Below are 15,028 nucleotides of genomic sequence, written 5' to 3'. Positions count from 1 at the left end.
CCGACCAGGCGAGTTGAAGAGAGTTTTTAAAAAGTATACGGGGAATCAAAAAAGCGGGAAGGCCAGTGCATGATGCGGACGACACCTTGATGGTGCCCAGGAGAGGACTTGAACCTCCACGTCCATACGGACACTAGCACCTGAAGCTAGCGCGTCTACCAATTCCGCCACCTGGGCGCATCATATGCTCGTATTCGATTGGTGCCCGGGAGAGGACTTGAACCTCCACGACCATACAGTCACTAGCACCTGAAGCTAGCGCGTCTACCAATTCCGCCACCCGGGCGAATACGAACCGCTTGTTTTACACCGCTCAATATCGTGAAAAGGGGATAACACGATGTCGATTGGTGCCCAGAAGAGGACTTGAACCTCCACGTCCATACGGACACTAGCACCTGAAGCTAGCGCGTCTACCAATTCCGCCATCTGGGCAAGTGGCGCGTATGATACCAGGCCCAAACCTAAATGCAAGTGTTCAGGCGCATTTTTGAATCAAAAATCGATCGAATGCGGGCGCGGACGGTTGGGTGATTGAAGCGGCGGCGCTATACTGCACCGATGACCAAAGACACCATGACTATTTTTGGCGCGTTTTGCCTAGTCAAAGCGCCTGCCTCCTTATCGAAGGCGTGCTTTCGCACGGCCTTTTTTTCCTGCCTTTCGCACACGCCATCAGGGACGACGAACGCATGAAGTACTGGACGTTAAGTGATGACCCGCACGCTGAGCGTGAGGCGCACAAATACGACAACCCCGCGCCCAGCCGTGAGTATCTGCTGGCCGCGCTCGAAAGCTACGGTAAGCCAATCACTCACGAAAACATGAGCCGGATGCTGGGCATCGAGGACGAGGATCATCTCGAAGCCGTGCGCCGGCGCATGGCGGCCATGGAGCGCGACGGCCAGGTGCTGCGCGACCGCCGCGGCGCCTACGCGCTGATCGACAAGCTCGATTTGATCAAGGGCAAGGTGCAGGGCCACCGCGACGGCTTCGGCTTCTTGCTGCGCGACGACGGCAAAAAGCCGGATATCGTGCTGCCCGCGCGACAGATGCGCCGCGTCTTCCACGGCGATCACGTGCTGGTGCGCGTCAGCGGGCGCGACCGGCGCGGGCGCGACGAGGGCACCATCGCCGAGGTGATCGGGCGCAACACCCAAACCCTGGTGGGCGTTTATCGCAGCAATACGCCGGAGTTCGGCATTCTGATCCCGGAAAACCCGCGTATCACCCAGGAAGTGTTGATTCCGCATACCGCCAACGAAGGTGCGAAGGATGGCCAGGTGATCTCGGCCCGCATCACTCAGCAACCTGCGACCCGCGTGCAGCCGATGGGCGAGGTGATCGAGGTGCTGGGCGAGCGCATGGACCCGGGCATGGAAATCGACATCGCCATTCGCAGCTACGAGATTCCCGCCGAGTTTCCGCCGGAAGTGCTCGACCAGACCAGCGGTATTTCCGCCGAAGTACTGGAAGAGGACAAGAATCACCGGGTGGATCTGCGCGACATGCCGCTGGTCACCATCGACGATGAGTCCGCCAAGGATTTCGACGACGCGGTGTATGCCTGGAAGACCAAGTCCGGCAGCTGGAAGCTGATCGTTGCGATCGCCGACGTGTCCCACTACGTGCGTCCGGGCACTGCGCTCGACGACGAGGCGCGCACCCGCGGCAACTCGGTCTATTTCCCCGGCCAGGTCGTCCCCATGCTGCCGGAGCTTCTCTCCAACGGGCTCTGCTCGCTGAACCCGCACGTCGACCGCCTCGTAATGGTCTGCGAGATGAATATCTCCAAAACCGGTGCGATTAGCCGTTACTCGTTCTACGAGGCGGTGATGAACTCCCACGCGCGACTGACCTACAACAAGGTCGCCGCGATGCTGGAGCCGGAAAGTGAGCAGGGACAAAAGCTTCGCGAAGAGCACAAGGAGCTCGTCAAGCCGATCGAGGACCTGCACGCGCTTTACAAGCTTCTGCGCGAGGCGCGTGAGGAGCGCGGGGCGATCGACTTCGATACGACCGAAACCGCGATCGTGTTCAACGAAGAGCGCAAGATCCAGGAGATCGTGCCTAGAAGTCGCAACGATGCGCACAAGATGATCGAAGAGTGCATGCTGGCGGCGAACGTGGCGACCGCACGCTTTCTGGACAAACACGACCTGCCGGCGCTTTACCGCATCCACGAGCGCCCGACGCCGGAGCGTCTGGACAAGCTACGTCTGTTTTTGAGCGAGCTGGGTCTGTCCGTTGGCGGCGGCGACGAGCCCACGCCCCAGGACTATCAGGCGCTCAGGGAAGCGATCAGCGACCGCCCGGATGCGGACATCATCCAAACGGTCATGCTGCGCTCGATGAACCAGGCGGTCTATTCGCCGCAAAACGAAGGTCACTTCGGCTTGGCCTACCAGGCCTATGCCCACTTCACCTCGCCGATTCGCCGCTATCCGGATTTGCTCGTGCATCGCGCGATTCGCTCGGTGATTCGCGGGCCGCGCCAGACCAATACCGTGGTGCGCGTCGAGGGTGCGCCGGTCGAGCCGCCGAGTAAGTGGTGCCCCTACACCTTCGAGCAGATGGTCGAGCTTGGCGAGCACTGCTCGATGACCGAGCGCCGCGCCGACGAAGCGACCCGCGACGTCGAAAGCTGGCTCAAGTGCGAGTTCATGTCCGATAAGCTCGGCGAAACGTTTGAGGGCACCATCGCCTCGGTCACGCAGTTCGGTCTGTTCGTGCGCCTGGACACCTTCTTCGTCGAAGGCCTCGTGCATGTGACCTCGCTACCCTCGGACTACTACCATTACGAGGCCGAGAAGCATCGCTTGAAGGGCGAGCGTACCGGCACCACCTACCGCTTGGGCGATGGCCTGACGGTACAGGTGGCACGAGTCGACATGGACGATCGCAAGATCGACTTCGAGCTCGGCGACGAAAAGCCGCGTCCGCGCCGCCAGCCGCGCAAACGCCCCGGTGGCGGTGATGCGTCCGAGAAGCCGCGCCGCTCGCCGTCCAAACGCGGCGGTGGCAAGGCATCAGAAGGTAAGACCGCGGAAGCAAAGGCCGAGCCTAAAGGCGGTGAGCGCTCGCAAGCCTCTTCGAGTAACGCCGATGCCAAGCCTGAGCCGGTGGGCGAGACCACGGCCACGAAAAGCGGCCCGCAGCGCAGTCGCCGCGCCCCTAAAAAACCACCGCTAAATAAGGGATAAGGATGAAGTCATCGTCTAGGCGCGGTACGCGCGGCGGCCAGCGCAGCGCGCCGCCGGTGCCAGTGCCGGAAGGCCTCGACCAGGTGTACGGTGTTCACGCCCTCGAAAGTCTGCTGGAGCGGGGCGAGGCGCCTCGCGAGCTTTGGATTCAGCAGGGCGCGGGTAAGCGCTTGAACCTTTTGATCGAGCGCGCCCGTACCCAGGGCGCTCGGCTCAAGGAGCAGCCGCGAGAGCTTCTCGACCAGCTCACTGCCGGCGCCGCTCATCAGGGCGTGGTGGCGTTTTGCGCGCCGCTGACGGCGGAAGGGGAGGAGTCGCTCTGGCTCAAGCTGCGCGCCTGGAATCAGGCCGCGCCACCGCTTCTGCTCGTGCTCGATGGCGTGACTGACGTGCACAACTTCGGCGCGTGCCTGCGTAGCGCCGATGCCGCTGGCGCCCACGGCGTGATCGTGGCGAAAGACAACGCCGCACCGCTGAACGCCACGGTACGCAAGGTTGCCTGCGGCGCGGCGGAGGTCGTGCCGGTCTATCAGGTCACCAATCTTTCCCGCACGCTTGAAAAGCTCAAGGAGTTCAACGTCTGGATCACCGGCACCGCCGGGGAGGCCGACGCTTCGCTTTATGAGCTCGACTTCAAGGGCCCCACGGCGCTGGTCATGGGCGCCGAAGGCAAGGGCATGCGAAGGCTGACTCGCGAAGGCTGCGATCATCTGGCGAAACTGCCCATGGCCGGCCAGGTGTCCAGCCTGAACGTCTCGGTCGCCGCAGGGATTTGTCTGTTCGAGGCGGTTCGCCAGCGCCAGCTTGCAAGTTGACCTCAACGCTTCTAAAATGCGCTCGCCCGTTTATTCGTTGCGGGCGCCTTGAGGGTTTTTCCCTCACACCAATGAAAGTTCTGCTTGATGCCCAGGCGACTAATCGGCGCTTCATCGTGGCCCCCACGATATTAGAAGCGCGTTGGCGAAAGGCATTCAGTTAACTCCTTGCTTCCCTGCCAAGCCCGAGCGGCGCGCACCGGAAGCTGTCAAACCGCAAGGAGATTCCATGCGTCATTATGAAATCGTGTTTATGGTCCACCCGGATCAGAGCGAGCAAGTGCCGGCTATGGTCGAGCGCTACACCAGCATCGTGACCGAAAATTCGGGCACCGTGCATCGCCTTGAAGATTGGGGCCGTCGTCACCTGGCTTACCCGATCAACAAGATCCACAAGGCTCACTACGTGCTGATGAACGTCGAGTGCACCGGTGAAACTCTGGAAGAGATCGAAAACATCTTCCGTTTCAACGATGCCATCATCCGTAGCCTCGTGGTCCGCTGCAAGGAAGCGGTCACCGAAGCCTCGCCGATGATGAAGCCGGCAGAAGAGAAGCGTCCGCGTCGCGAAGACAAGCCGCGCAACGATTCTGACGTCGATGCCGACTCCGAAGCAGAAACCGAAGAAACTGCCTAAGTTTATTCACCGCACGTATTAAAGGAGCTACTCCATGGCACGTTTTTTCCGTCGCCGTAAGTTTTGCCGCTTCACCGCTGAAGGCGTCAAGCAGATCGACTACAAGGATCTGGACACGCTGAAGGCTTACATCACCGAAACCGGCAAGATCGTTCCAAGCCGTATCACCGGTACTAAAGCACGCTACCAGCGCCAGCTGGCGACCGCGATCAAGCGTTCGCGCTACCTGGCACTACTGCCCTATTCCGATAGCCACCAGTAAGCACTTGACGTGATGCTGGCACTAGCACGATGGCTGATGCAAAAAACGCCCTACGCCGTTGGCGTGGCGTCGCTTGCAACGCTCGTGCCTTGGCTTTTTTGGTTGGGAGCCGCCATTGCCGCCTTAGTGACACTGCGTCGCGGGTTCGCCCCGGCGCTGCCGGTGATTCTCGCCGCCGCCATCCCCGCCGGTTTTTGGTGGGTGCAGGGCGACGTGATTCCGCTGGCAAGTGTGTTGCTGGTCACGCTCATGGCCGTCATTCTGCGCGAGCGGATGCGTTGGAGCGAAGCGCTGATCGTCGGCACGCTGGCGTCGGCCTTCATGATCCAGCTCGGGATTTTCAGCCTGCCCGGTGGGTCGGAGCTGATGCTCGAGCAGCTCAGGCAGAGCTCGGTAGAGGTGGACAACATGCTCACCGAGTTCGCCCGCCAGGGCTACGACACCGAGGCGCTGGCCGCATTGGTCGTCGGTGGGGTCACCGGTCTGATCGTGCTGCTGGCATCGATCGCCTGTCTGGCCCTGGGGCGCAGCTGGCAGGCCGGGCTCTATAACCCGGGCGGCTTTCGTGAAGAGTTTCACGCGCTGCGCTTGAGCCCTAAAGAGTTCGCGCTGTTGGCGATTCTTGGCGTGGTGGGGCTTTTGCTGGGCGGCGAGGCGCTTTTGATCGTTGGCTGGGTGCCGCTGTTGGTGGCTGGCATTGCGTTAGTGCACGGATTTATTGGACTAAAGGGGATGAACGGGCTGTGGCTGGCGGTATTTTATGTGCTGCTGATCACAACCTTGCCCACGATTCTCATTGTGCTGCTGTTGGGGCTGATTGATACTTTCGCGAACGTTCGCGCACGCCTTACCCGCAGCAATTGACTAGAGGTTTACGAGATGGAAGTCATTCTGCTCGACAAGATTGGTAAGCTGGGCGGCCTGGGTGACAAGGTCACTGTGAAGCCCGGTTACGGTCGTAACTACCTGGTACCGTACGGCCTGGCCGTACCGGCGACCAAAGAGAACGTTGAAGCGTTCGAAGCGCAGCGTGCCGAGCTCGAAGCTCAAGCCGCCGAGCGTAAATCAGAAGCCGAAGCGCGCGCCGAGCAGCTCAACGACATCGAACTGTCGCTGGTCTCCAAAGCGGGCGACGAAGGCAAGCTGTTTGGCTCGATCGGTCCGCGCGATCTGGCCGATGCGATCTCCTCTGCCGGCATCGAAGTGGCCAAGAGCGAAGTTCGCATGCCCGAGGGCCCGATTCGTCAAACCGGCGAATACGACATTGCCCTGCACCTGCATGCCGAAGTGGATGCAACCGTACGCGTAGTGGTGGTTGCAGAGTAATCCCGACGGATGCTTTGCCACCTCCGGTGACGCCGAAAAGGGCGCGGGTTATCCCGCGCCCTTTGTTTTTGAATAACGTTTTTGATTCGTGTTTTTGACTCGTATTGAGCCTCGTGTTTGTGCCGCTTAAGGCACGCAAGGGAGTCGATTTTGCAAGGCCTTGCCTTGCAAAATCGTTTTCAGCACCGCCGGGCGTAAGCGCTCAGGCGGGCTCATGAGTCACATGGGGCCACGTATCAGTGGCTCCGCGTAGTACGATTGCACGCGTAGTACGATTGCCCGCGTAAGACGCTATTGAAAGGAGCCCGGGATGGATGAGTCCCCAGCGGATCAGGAAACGGCGGCGCTGAAGCTTCCGCCGCACTCGCTCGAGGCCGAGCAGTCGGTGCTTGGCGGGCTGATGCTCGACAATCAGGCCTGGGACAACGTCGCCGAGCGCCTGGCTGCGGATGACTTCTACCGCTACGAGCACCGGCTGGTGTTCAACGTCATGATTCATCTGGCCGAGTCTGGCCAGCCACTGGACGTGGTGACGCTCTCCGAGGCGCTGGAAGCGCGCGACCAGCTCGATAGCGTTGGCGGGCTCGGGTTTCTGGCCGAGCTTGCGCGCAACACGCCGTCAGCGAGCAATATTCGCGCCTACGCCGATATCGTGCGCGAGCGGGCGACGCTCAGAAAGCTGATTCGCGCGGCCAACCAGATCGCCGATGGCGCTTTCTCGCCCCAGGGCCGGCCCGCCGACGAGCTGTTGAACGAAGCCGAGCGGCTGGTATTTCAGATTGCCGAGGAGCGCCCCAAGACCGGCGGTCCGATCGGCATGAGCGAGCTTTTGACCAAGGCCGTCGACCGTATCGACGAGCTCTTCAACATGAAAGGCGAGATGACCGGGCTCTCATCCGGGTTTCGTGATCTCGACGAGATGACCTCGGGCTGGCAGCCTTCGGACCTTGTGATCATCGCCGGGCGCCCGTCGATGGGCAAGACCACCTTCGCCATGAACCTGGTCGAGCACGCGGTGATCTCGAGCGACAAGCCGGTGATGGTGTTCTCCATGGAGATGCCCGCGGAGTCGCTGATGCTCAGGATGCTGTCGTCGCTTGGGCGCATCGATCAGACCCGCGTGCGCTCGGGGCAGCTCGAGGACGAAGACTGGCCGCGGCTGACCTCGGCGGTGAATCTTCTAAAGGACAAGCAGCTTTTCATCGATGACACTGCCGCGCTTTCGCCCAACGAGATGCGCTCGCGGATTCGTCGCGTCGTGCGCGAACACGGCAACATGGCGCTGATCATGATCGATTACCTTCAGCTGATGCAGATCCCCGGCTTTTCGGAAAACCGCACCGGCGAGATCTCCGAAATCTCGCGCTCGCTCAAGGGATTGGCAAAAGAGTTCGGCTGCCCGGTGGTCGCGCTTTCCCAGCTCAACCGCTCGCTGGAGCAGCGCCCCAACAAGCGCCCGGTGATGTCGGATCTGCGTGAGTCCGGCGCCATCGAGCAGGACGCCGACGTCATCGCCTTCGTCTACCGCGACGAGGTCTACAATCCGGACAACCCTGATAATCAGGGGCTCGCCGAGCTGATCATCGGCAAGCAGCGTAACGGTCCGATCGGTACGGTCCACATGGCGTTCATCGGCAAATATACCCGCTTCGAGGATCTGGCCCCGGACAGCTACGGCCAGGCCTTTGGCGAATGACTTGAGCCGCGGGGCGCAGCCCGTATAATGCCGCCCCTTTAAAGTGAAAACCGACTTTGTAAAGTGACGTCGGCGTGGCCAGCACGACCCAGGGCATCCATTGATCCCGGTGTGGCCACGTTCGATCAAACGTTCAATCGACAGGAGCAGCGCATGGCTGGTGGTGGTTTTAAGCGAGGCAACAAGAAGCGTCTTCCCAAGCTCGAAGGCCGGGGTGAACTCGAATCGCTCGAGCGCGAAGGGCCGTTCAAGGAGTGGCTGGGCATGCCGGATCTTTACCGCTACCACCTGGTGGTCAACGGCGAGGCCTTTAGCTATCAAACCGAAGACGGCGAGCTGCCCGTGGAAATCGGCGACAAGGTGGTGTTTCGCTACAAGGAGACCAAGGGCGGCAACTGGATCGACCGCAACTCTCTGGGCAAGGCGATCGACCCCTCCCAGTATCAGTAAGCAGGCCCTGGGGCTCTTCAGCAAGCCAGGTTCCTGATAAAACACTCTTTTGTTACGTTAGCGCTCGAGCGCCTTAGTGAAGCGTCACGATTTGCGCTACTGTTATCCTGATAGGGTAATAAAAATGTCATGGGGAAGCGTCAGGCTGTGCCCCATGACCACTAATAACAGGAGAGATTCATGGATTTGAACGAACTGAAAACCTTTGTCGAAGGCTCCAGCAATTTCGAAATACGGGTGATTACCCACTCGGGCAGCCGTTTTTATCAGGTCGAGCTCGAGGATGTCGAGGGCAGCCGCCATATGCTGACCCAACGGGGCAAGCCGATGCTGTTTCGCTCGCTCGACGACGTCTATCTCGAACTCAAGCGGGCCGACATCCACCGGGCGTATCTGGTCCAGCACGTGCCCCACGACGAGATGATCGGCCGCGACGCGCACTACAGCGAACCCTTGACCTCGCGCATGCCGCTCGTTTTCTAACGCGGCGCTGGTCTTTCACCGCGAGCGCGTCTTACGTCTTTCAACCCACCGCCCCAGCCGTACACGGTAGCGGGCAAACAAACGGTAGCCTGCATTCATCACCCCGCGCAGGCCCGGTAAGCAGGAAACCCACACCATGCGCCGGTAGCCCAGCACCGCATACAGGGCCCGGCTCGCTTCCATGCCGATGTACCACTTCCCGTTTTGATCCCTGACGTGCAGTTTCCCCATCAGATCCTCGAAAGGGCGCCCCAGGGCGACGGCGTCGAACGTGCTGGCCTGAATGTCCACCAGTTCGATACGCGCTCGGCGCGGGTGCTTTTCAAGCCAGGCCACCTCCTTCAAGCAAAACGGGCAGTGGCCGTCGTAGTAGAGCGTCACCGGGGCGCGGGCGTCGAGGCTTTCAAAGCGTTGGCTGTTCACGTTAATGGCTCTTGTATCCTTGAGTGTGATGTTTCTGGCCGTAGCCCTGGCGGGTCGAGAGCTTGCGCAGAAAGCTTTCGGCCTGCTGGCGAATCGCATCGCGCTTGTCGTCGCCCATTTTATTGAGAGAGCCGTAAATCAGCTTCATGCGCGGGTTCTGGCTCAGGCGTTTCTCGTTCTGCTCGAGAAAGTGCCAGTAGAGGCTGTTGAACGGGCAGGCGTGGGTGCCGGTCACCTGTTTGGGCGAGTAGCGGCAGTTGGCGCAGTGATCCGACATGCGGTCAATATACTTGCCCGACGCGCAGTAGGGTTTGGAGCCCATCAGGCCGCCGTCGGCGTGCAACACCATACCAAGCGTATTGGGAAGCTCCACCCATTCGCTGGCATCGGCGTAAACCGCCAGGTACCAGTCACACAGCGCCTCCGGTTTGACCCCGCACAGAAGCGCGAAGTTGCCCGTCACCATTAGCCGCTGAATGTGGTGGGCATAGGCGTTGTCGATGGTCATTTGAATGGCGCGGTTCATGCAGCGCATATCCGTTTGCGCATCCCAGTAGAAATCCGGCAGCTCGCGGCGAAAGTTGAGCCGGTTCTCGCGCTTGTAGCCTGGCATCTGCGTCCAGTAGAGCCCGCGCACGTACTCTCGCCAGCCCAGTATCTGGCGGATGAACCCTTCCACGGCGTTGATTGGCGCCTCGCCCTCGAGGTAGCTTTTTTCAGCAGCCTCGCACACTTCCAGAGGCGAGAGCAGGCCGATGTTCATGGCCGCAGAGAGCCGTGAGTGGTAGAGCAGCGGGTCGCTGTCGCTGATCGCGTCCTGATAGCGGCCGAAATCCGGCAGCGCCTCGTCGATGAAGTGTTTGAGATCCGCCAGTGCCTGGCGGCGCGTGACCGGCAGGTTGAAGTTATCGATGCTGCCCATGTGATCACCGAAGTGACGCTCGGCGTCGGCAAGCGCCGCCTGGGTGATCTCATCCTGGCGGTGATGGGGCAGGGTGGGAAAGCTTTTCTGCCCCTTCAACGGCTCACGGTTGTCGTGATCGAAATTCCACTGGCCCCCGGCGGGCTCGCCGTCTTTCATCAAAAGCCCGGTGAGTTTTCGCTGCTCGCGGTAGAAGTACTCCATGCGCGGCTGCTTGCGCCCGCGGATCCACTCGGCGAATTCGTCCGGCGTGGTGAAAAAGCGCGTGTCCTCACCGAGAAGCCATGGGATTTTAGCGCTCTGGCGATCCTGCATCGCCTCCCATAGACGCCACTCGCCGGGGCGCGTGGCGTGGATCTCGTCGCAGCCGTGAGCGCGCGCGAGCCGCTCGGCTTCCTCGAGCAGCGAGTGGGTATTCTGCTCATCGTCGAGATGGCTGTAGGCGACTTGAAAGCCTTTCTCCTCGAGCGCTTTGGCGAAGTGGCGCATCGCCGCCAGAAACAGGCCGATCTTATGAATATGATGGGGGACGTAGCGCGCTTCTTCCTTGACCTCGCAAAGCGCCACGACGGCGTTTTCCGGGGCGTTTTGCAATAGCGGAAGCGATAGCGACAGCTGGTCGCCAAAGACCAGCAGCATCGGCTTGGACATAAATTGATCCATAGTTATACGAATAGTGTTCATAGTATAACTTCATGCCGCGACTTTGCTGAAAAGTGATAAGCTTTGGCGACTCAATCTGCAGGAGATGGCCATGAGCGACACCGTTTCGAAAGATGCACCCGGCGAAGGACGCTTGACCCACGCGCCGGCCTCGCACCCGCCGGTGGCCCGTAAGCGGGTCGGCGTAGTGCTGGCCAACCTGGGGACGCCGGACAATACCGACTACTGGTCCATGCGGCGCTATCTCAATGAGTTTCTCTCGGACAAGCGGGTCGTGGACTACGCTGACTGGAAGTGGCAGCCGCTTTTACAAACCATCATCCTGACCAAACGGCCGTTCTCGTCGGGCAAGGCGTATAAAAGCATCTGGAACACCGAGCGTGACGAAAGCCCGCTTCGCACCATCACCCGCGCCCAGACCGAGAAAGTCACTGACCGCTTGAAAGCGCTGTTCGGCGATGACGTGGAAGTGGATTACTGCATGCGCTACGGTAACCCCTCCACGTCCAGCGTGCTCGAGCGGATGCAGCAAAAGGGCTGCGAGCGGATCGTCTTTTTTCCGCTCTACCCGCAGTACGGCTCGCCCACCACGGCGACCGCCAACGACCAGGCGTTTCGCAGCCTGATGAAGATGAAGTGGCAGCCGGCGATTCGCACCGTGCCGGCCTATTTCGACCACCCGAGCTACTTGAGGGCGCTGGCCAACTCCGTCGAGGAGGCTTACGCCGGGTTCGAAACGCGCCCCAGCAAGCTGGTCGCAAGCTATCACGGTGTGCCCGAGCGCTATCTGCTCGAAGGCGACCCCTATCACTGCCACTGCCAGAAAACCACGCGGCTTCTGCGCGAGACCCTGGGGTTCGATGCAAGCGATATCGATACCGCCTTTCAATCCCAGTTCGGTCCGGAGAAGTGGGTCGGGCCTGCGACCGTCGACCACGTGGCAGAACTCGCCCGGCAGGGACACACCCATATCGCCGTGATGTCGCCGGCGTTCTCGGCAGACTGCGTCGAAACGCTGGAGGAGATTCAGGAGGAGATTCGCGAAAGCTTCCTCCACGCCGGTGGTGAAACCTTTAGCTATATCCCGTGTTTGAACGACCGCGAGGATCACATGGAGGCGCTGGTCGAGATTATCAAAAACGAGCTGGGTGGCTGGCTTTCAACGCGTGAGTAACGAAATAATGTGAATGATTTCAATCGCTAAAATAGCAGGCTAAGTAAAATAGCGGTCCTGTTCGCAGGCGGGTTTTGTGGAAACGGCGCCGCGGCTGCTATAAGGTGAGGCATACTCAATCACAGTTATTCAACGCAGTGAACATGGATGTGTCGCCGCGTCGAGCCCATTACTTGGGCGGTTATCAGTCAGGGAGATCGTGTCAGATGCAGCTCGCCATCCTGTTGGGTTTTCTACTAGCGGCCTCGGCGCCGTTGATCAATCGCTGGTTCGGTGAGCAGGCGAGTTTCATACTGGCGCTATTTCCCGCCACTATCGCCGCCTGGCTTCTGAGCCAGGCCGGTACCGTGGTGGCCGGCGAGCCCTTGCTGCTCGAATGGGCTTGGGTTCCCTCCCTTGGCATTAGTCTTAGCTTCATGATCGACGGGCTATCGCTGCTTTTTGGCCTCTTGATCACCATCATCGGCACCTTCGTACTGGTCTATGCCGGGGGCTATTTGAGAGGCAGCCCGGATATCGCCCGCTTTCACGTCGCCATGCTCGGCTTCATGATGTCGATGCTTGGGTTGGTCATGGCCGATGGGCTTTTGACGCTGTTCGTGTTTTGGGAGCTCACCAGCGTTACTTCGTATCTGCTCATCGGCTTCAACCATACCGATCTAAAAGCGCGTAACTCCGCCCGCCAGGGGTTGTTCGTTACCGTGGCCGGCGGACTTGCGCTAATGGGGGGGCTGGTGCTGCTGGGCATCACAAGCGGTAGTTGGTCGTTTTCCGAGGTGTTGGCCGGGGGCGAGGACCTTCGCGAGCATCCGCTCTACACACCGATGGTGATCTGCCTGCTGCTCGGCGCCTTCACCAAGTCGGCGCAGTTTCCGTTTCACTTCTGGCTCCCCAACGCCATGGCCGCACCGTCACCGGTGTCGGCCTACCTGCACTCCGCCACCATGGTCAAGGCGGGCATCTACCTGATGGCCAGGCTACAGCCGGAGCTGGGCGGCACCGAGCTTTGGGTCTGGACACTGTCGCTGGTGGGCGCGACCACCATGTTCACCGGCGCCTTTTTGGCCATTCATCACACCAATATCAAAAAGCTTCTTGCGTACTCCACCATCATGGCGCTGGGCACCTTGACCATGCTGCTGGGCATCGGCAGTGACTACGCCATGACCGCCTTCGTTACCTTCATGCTGGCCCACTCGCTCTACAAGGGGGCGCTGTTCATGGTGGCGGGCATTCTCGATCACGAAACCGGTACCCAGGACGTGACCGAAATGGGCGGGCTGCGCCGGGTCATGCCGGTCACCGCGGTCATCGCTTTCGTCACGGCGCTGTCGCTTTCCGGCGTGCCGCCGCTGTTTGGCTTCATCGGCAAGGAGCTAATGCTCGAGGCGGTACTCGGCGCCGAGGGTTTCCAGGCGGTGCTATTGGGGCTTGCCTTCGCCTCGGCGATTCTGACGATTGCGGTGGCGGCCATCGTGGCCATACGCCCGTTTTTTGGCAAGCGCCGGCAAACGCCCACCGAGGCTCACGAGGCGCCGTTCAGCATGCTCGTGGGCCCCGGACTTCTGGCGTTTGGCTCGCTGTTTTTTGGTCTGGCGCCGGCGTTTTTCGGCATCGATGCGCTACTCACGGCGGCGGCCAGCGCCATCGTCGGTCAGACGCTGGAGGTGACGCTGTCGCTTTGGTACGGCGTCAACGCCGCGCTGATTTTATCAATTGTGAGTCTGGCGCTCGGATTTTTACTCTTCAAACGCTGGGACAGCGTGCGCGGCAAGCTCTCCGTGCTGGCGCCGATTCAGCGCCGCGGGCCGGAAGCGGGCTACGATGGGGCCCTGAATGTCATTGTGCGCGTCGCAGAGTGGCAAACCCGGCTTTTGCAAAACGGCTACATGCGCAACTACATTCTCGTCATGCTGGTGGTACTCATCGCGCTGGTGGGCTATTCGCTTTTGGTGCGCCACGCGCCGGTGTTGCGTTTGGAGCTCGATGCGCGTTTTCACGAGATCATCGTGGTCACCACCATGGCGATGGGGGCGCTGTTCGCTACCATCTCGCGCTCGCGGCTGGGGGCGGTGGTGTCAGTGGGCATCATGGGGTTTTCGATCGCGCTGATCTTCATTCTCTTTAGCGCGCCGGACTTGGGCATCACCCAGCTGTTGGTCGAAACACTGACGGTCATTTTGCTCGTTTTGGTGCTGTTTCGTCTGCCGCGCTTTTCCAATCTCTCCACTAGCCTCGAGCGCTTTCGCGACGGCGTCGTCGCCGCGGCCATGGGCGTTTTGATCTTTTTGCTGGTGATGACGGCCTGGAGTATCGACCAGTTCGAACCGATTTCCGCCTACATGGTGGAAAACAGCGCGCCGCTGGCGTTTGGGCGCAACATCGTCAACGTCATTCTGGTCGATTATCGGGCGCTGGATACGCTGGGCGAAATGTTCGTGCTGGCGCTGGCCGCGATCGGTGTGATCGCCATGCTCAAGTTCAACCACGCCGCCGCCAGTGCAAAGCGCAAGGACGCGCCAAGGGAGCCTTACGATGGTTAAATCCGGCACGATCATCCTCAATACCGCGGCGCGCTTTTTGATGCCACTGCAGCTGATGTTCTCGGTGTTCTTGCTGCTGCGCGGCCACGACGAGCCCGGTGGTGGCTTCATCGCTGGGCTCGTGGCGGCGGGCGGCTTTACGCTTTATCTCTTCGCCTTCGGGGTCAGCGCCACGCGCGAAGTGCTGCGCATGCTCGACCCGCGAGACCTGATCGGCATTGGACTTCTGCTCGGCATGATCTCGGTGGTGCCCGCCTGGTTCATGGATCAGCCCTTTTTGACCGCCCAGTGGTGGACCATTCCGGTGATCGAGTTCAAGGCGTCGACTCCCTTGATCTTCGATATCGGCGTGTATCTGGCGGTGCTGGGCTCGGTGATCGGTATGGTCATGGCGCTGATGGAGGTGGACAAGGATGAACCCTAAAGGACAG

At 60.5% G+C, this 15,028-nt stretch carries 14 protein-coding genes and 3 tRNA genes; 12 read left to right on the top strand and 5 right to left on the bottom strand.

Annotated features, from left to right (window positions below; translation table 11 throughout):
- Positions 1–90: 90 nt before the first annotated feature.
- The 3 genes from OCT39_RS11335 to OCT39_RS11325 all read right to left on the bottom strand — a co-directional run bounded on the left by OCT39_RS11335 (position 91) and on the right by OCT39_RS11325 (position 435).
- Positions 91–177: transfer RNA gene (locus tag OCT39_RS11335), tRNA-Leu, on the bottom strand.
- A gap of 22 nt (positions 178–199) precedes the next feature.
- A tRNA-Leu gene (locus OCT39_RS11330) sits at positions 200–286 on the bottom strand.
- Between the two features lie 62 nt (positions 287–348).
- Positions 349–435: transfer RNA gene (locus OCT39_RS11325), tRNA-Leu, on the bottom strand.
- Positions 436–692: 257 nt separating this feature from the next.
- On the opposite strand from OCT39_RS11325, the gene rnr reads away from it, so the two are divergent.
- From rnr to OCT39_RS11280, 9 genes are all read left to right on the top strand, one after another.
- Positions 693–3,203: a ribonuclease R gene (gene rnr / locus OCT39_RS11320; protein ID WP_263584573.1), complete on the top strand. Its 2,511-nt coding sequence runs from the start codon at positions 693–695 to the stop codon at positions 3,201–3,203.
- 2 nt (positions 3,204–3,205) lie between these two features.
- Positions 3,206–4,018 (top strand): 23S rRNA (guanosine(2251)-2'-O)-methyltransferase RlmB, encoded by an 813-nt coding sequence (gene rlmB, locus OCT39_RS11315; RefSeq protein WP_263584572.1) that lies wholly within the window; start codon positions 3,206–3,208, stop codon positions 4,016–4,018.
- 229 nt (positions 4,019–4,247) lie between these two features.
- The gene (rpsF, locus tag OCT39_RS11310; RefSeq protein ID WP_263584571.1) at positions 4,248–4,655 is read left to right on the top strand and encodes a 30S ribosomal protein S6; all 408 of its coding nucleotides are present in this window, start codon (positions 4,248–4,250) and stop codon (positions 4,653–4,655) included.
- Between the two features lie 34 nt (positions 4,656–4,689).
- Positions 4,690–4,917, top strand: coding sequence for a 30S ribosomal protein S18 (gene rpsR / locus OCT39_RS11305; RefSeq protein ID WP_009097135.1), 228 nt, complete (start codon positions 4,690–4,692; stop codon positions 4,915–4,917).
- 12 nt (positions 4,918–4,929) lie between these two features.
- On the top strand, positions 4,930–5,781 hold the full coding sequence (locus OCT39_RS11300; protein ID WP_263584570.1) for a hypothetical protein: 852 nt from the start codon (positions 4,930–4,932) through the stop codon (positions 5,779–5,781).
- A 15-nt stretch (positions 5,782–5,796) separates the two neighbouring features.
- A complete protein-coding gene (gene rplI / locus OCT39_RS11295) occupies positions 5,797–6,243 on the top strand; it encodes a 50S ribosomal protein L9 (protein ID WP_263584569.1) in 447 nt (148 codons plus the stop codon).
- Positions 6,244–6,553: 310 nt separating this feature from the next.
- Positions 6,554–7,939, top strand: a complete 1,386-nt coding sequence (dnaB, locus tag OCT39_RS11290) for a replicative DNA helicase (RefSeq protein ID WP_263584568.1) — start codon at positions 6,554–6,556, stop codon at positions 7,937–7,939.
- 153 nt (positions 7,940–8,092) lie between these two features.
- A complete protein-coding gene (locus OCT39_RS11285; RefSeq protein WP_252107667.1) occupies positions 8,093–8,389 on the top strand; it encodes a hypothetical protein in 297 nt (98 codons plus the stop codon).
- Positions 8,390–8,569: 180 nt separating this feature from the next.
- Complete coding sequence (locus OCT39_RS11280; RefSeq protein ID WP_263584567.1) at positions 8,570–8,872, top strand: DUF6482 family protein; 303 nt, start codon at positions 8,570–8,572, stop codon at positions 8,870–8,872.
- A 15-nt stretch (positions 8,873–8,887) separates the two neighbouring features.
- Here the strand turns inward: OCT39_RS11280 and OCT39_RS11275 are convergent, their stop codons facing one another.
- Together OCT39_RS11275 and OCT39_RS11270 are read right to left on the bottom strand one after the other, a co-directional pair.
- Entirely contained in the window at positions 8,888–9,295 is a 408-nt protein-coding gene (locus OCT39_RS11275) for a thiol-disulfide oxidoreductase DCC family protein (RefSeq protein ID WP_263584566.1), read from the bottom strand.
- A gap of 1 nt (position 9,296) precedes the next feature.
- Positions 9,297–10,868: a cryptochrome/photolyase family protein gene (locus tag OCT39_RS11270; protein ID WP_263584565.1), complete on the bottom strand. Its 1,572-nt coding sequence runs from the start codon at positions 10,866–10,868 to the stop codon at positions 9,297–9,299.
- A 103-nt stretch (positions 10,869–10,971) separates the two neighbouring features.
- Here OCT39_RS11270 and hemH point away from each other — a divergent pair, with 103 nt between their 5' ends.
- The 3 genes from hemH to OCT39_RS11255 all read left to right on the top strand — a co-directional run bounded on the left by hemH (position 10,972) and on the right by OCT39_RS11255 (position 15,021).
- Positions 10,972–12,054, top strand: a complete 1,083-nt coding sequence (gene hemH, locus OCT39_RS11265; protein WP_263584564.1) for a ferrochelatase — start codon at positions 10,972–10,974, stop codon at positions 12,052–12,054.
- A gap of 206 nt (positions 12,055–12,260) precedes the next feature.
- Positions 12,261–14,597, top strand: a complete 2,337-nt coding sequence (locus OCT39_RS11260; RefSeq protein ID WP_263584563.1) for a putative monovalent cation/H+ antiporter subunit A — start codon at positions 12,261–12,263, stop codon at positions 14,595–14,597.
- Complete coding sequence (locus OCT39_RS11255) at positions 14,590–15,021, top strand: Na+/H+ antiporter subunit B (protein WP_263584562.1); 432 nt, start codon at positions 14,590–14,592, stop codon at positions 15,019–15,021. The genes OCT39_RS11260 and OCT39_RS11255 overlap by 8 nt, the downstream gene beginning before the upstream one ends.
- The last annotated feature ends 7 nt before the right edge of the window (positions 15,022–15,028 follow it).

This window comes from Halomonas sp. GD1P12 (assembly GCF_025725645.1).
Taxonomy (GTDB): domain Bacteria; phylum Pseudomonadota; class Gammaproteobacteria; order Pseudomonadales; family Halomonadaceae; genus Vreelandella.
This window is presented reverse-complemented; position numbering and strand designations above follow the sequence as displayed.

Excerpts from the sequence above, each read along its gene's own strand:
- OCT39_RS11270 (WP_263584565.1), bottom strand. The coding sequence starts at position 10,868 with ATGTCCAAGCCGATGCTGCTGGTCTTTGGCGACCAGCTGTCGCTATCG.
- rnr (WP_263584573.1), top strand. The coding sequence starts at position 693 with ATGAAGTACTGGACGTTAAGTGATGACCCGCACGCTGAGCGTGAGGCG.
- OCT39_RS11255 (WP_263584562.1), top strand. The coding sequence starts at position 14,590 with ATGGTTAAATCCGGCACGATCATCCTCAATACCGCGGCGCGCTTTTTG.
- OCT39_RS11280 (WP_263584567.1), top strand. The coding sequence starts at position 8,570 with ATGGATTTGAACGAACTGAAAACCTTTGTCGAAGGCTCCAGCAATTTC.
- rlmB (WP_263584572.1), top strand. The coding sequence starts at position 3,206 with ATGAAGTCATCGTCTAGGCGCGGTACGCGCGGCGGCCAGCGCAGCGCG.
- hemH (WP_263584564.1), top strand. The coding sequence starts at position 10,972 with ATGAGCGACACCGTTTCGAAAGATGCACCCGGCGAAGGACGCTTGACC.
- OCT39_RS11285 (WP_252107667.1), top strand. The coding sequence starts at position 8,093 with ATGGCTGGTGGTGGTTTTAAGCGAGGCAACAAGAAGCGTCTTCCCAAG.
- rpsF (WP_263584571.1), top strand. The coding sequence starts at position 4,248 with ATGCGTCATTATGAAATCGTGTTTATGGTCCACCCGGATCAGAGCGAG.
- rpsR (WP_009097135.1), top strand. The coding sequence starts at position 4,690 with ATGGCACGTTTTTTCCGTCGCCGTAAGTTTTGCCGCTTCACCGCTGAA.
- rplI (WP_263584569.1), top strand. The coding sequence starts at position 5,797 with ATGGAAGTCATTCTGCTCGACAAGATTGGTAAGCTGGGCGGCCTGGGT.
- dnaB (WP_263584568.1), top strand. The coding sequence starts at position 6,554 with ATGGATGAGTCCCCAGCGGATCAGGAAACGGCGGCGCTGAAGCTTCCG.
- OCT39_RS11300 (WP_263584570.1), top strand. The coding sequence starts at position 4,930 with ATGCTGGCACTAGCACGATGGCTGATGCAAAAAACGCCCTACGCCGTT.
- OCT39_RS11260 (WP_263584563.1), top strand. The coding sequence starts at position 12,261 with ATGCAGCTCGCCATCCTGTTGGGTTTTCTACTAGCGGCCTCGGCGCCG.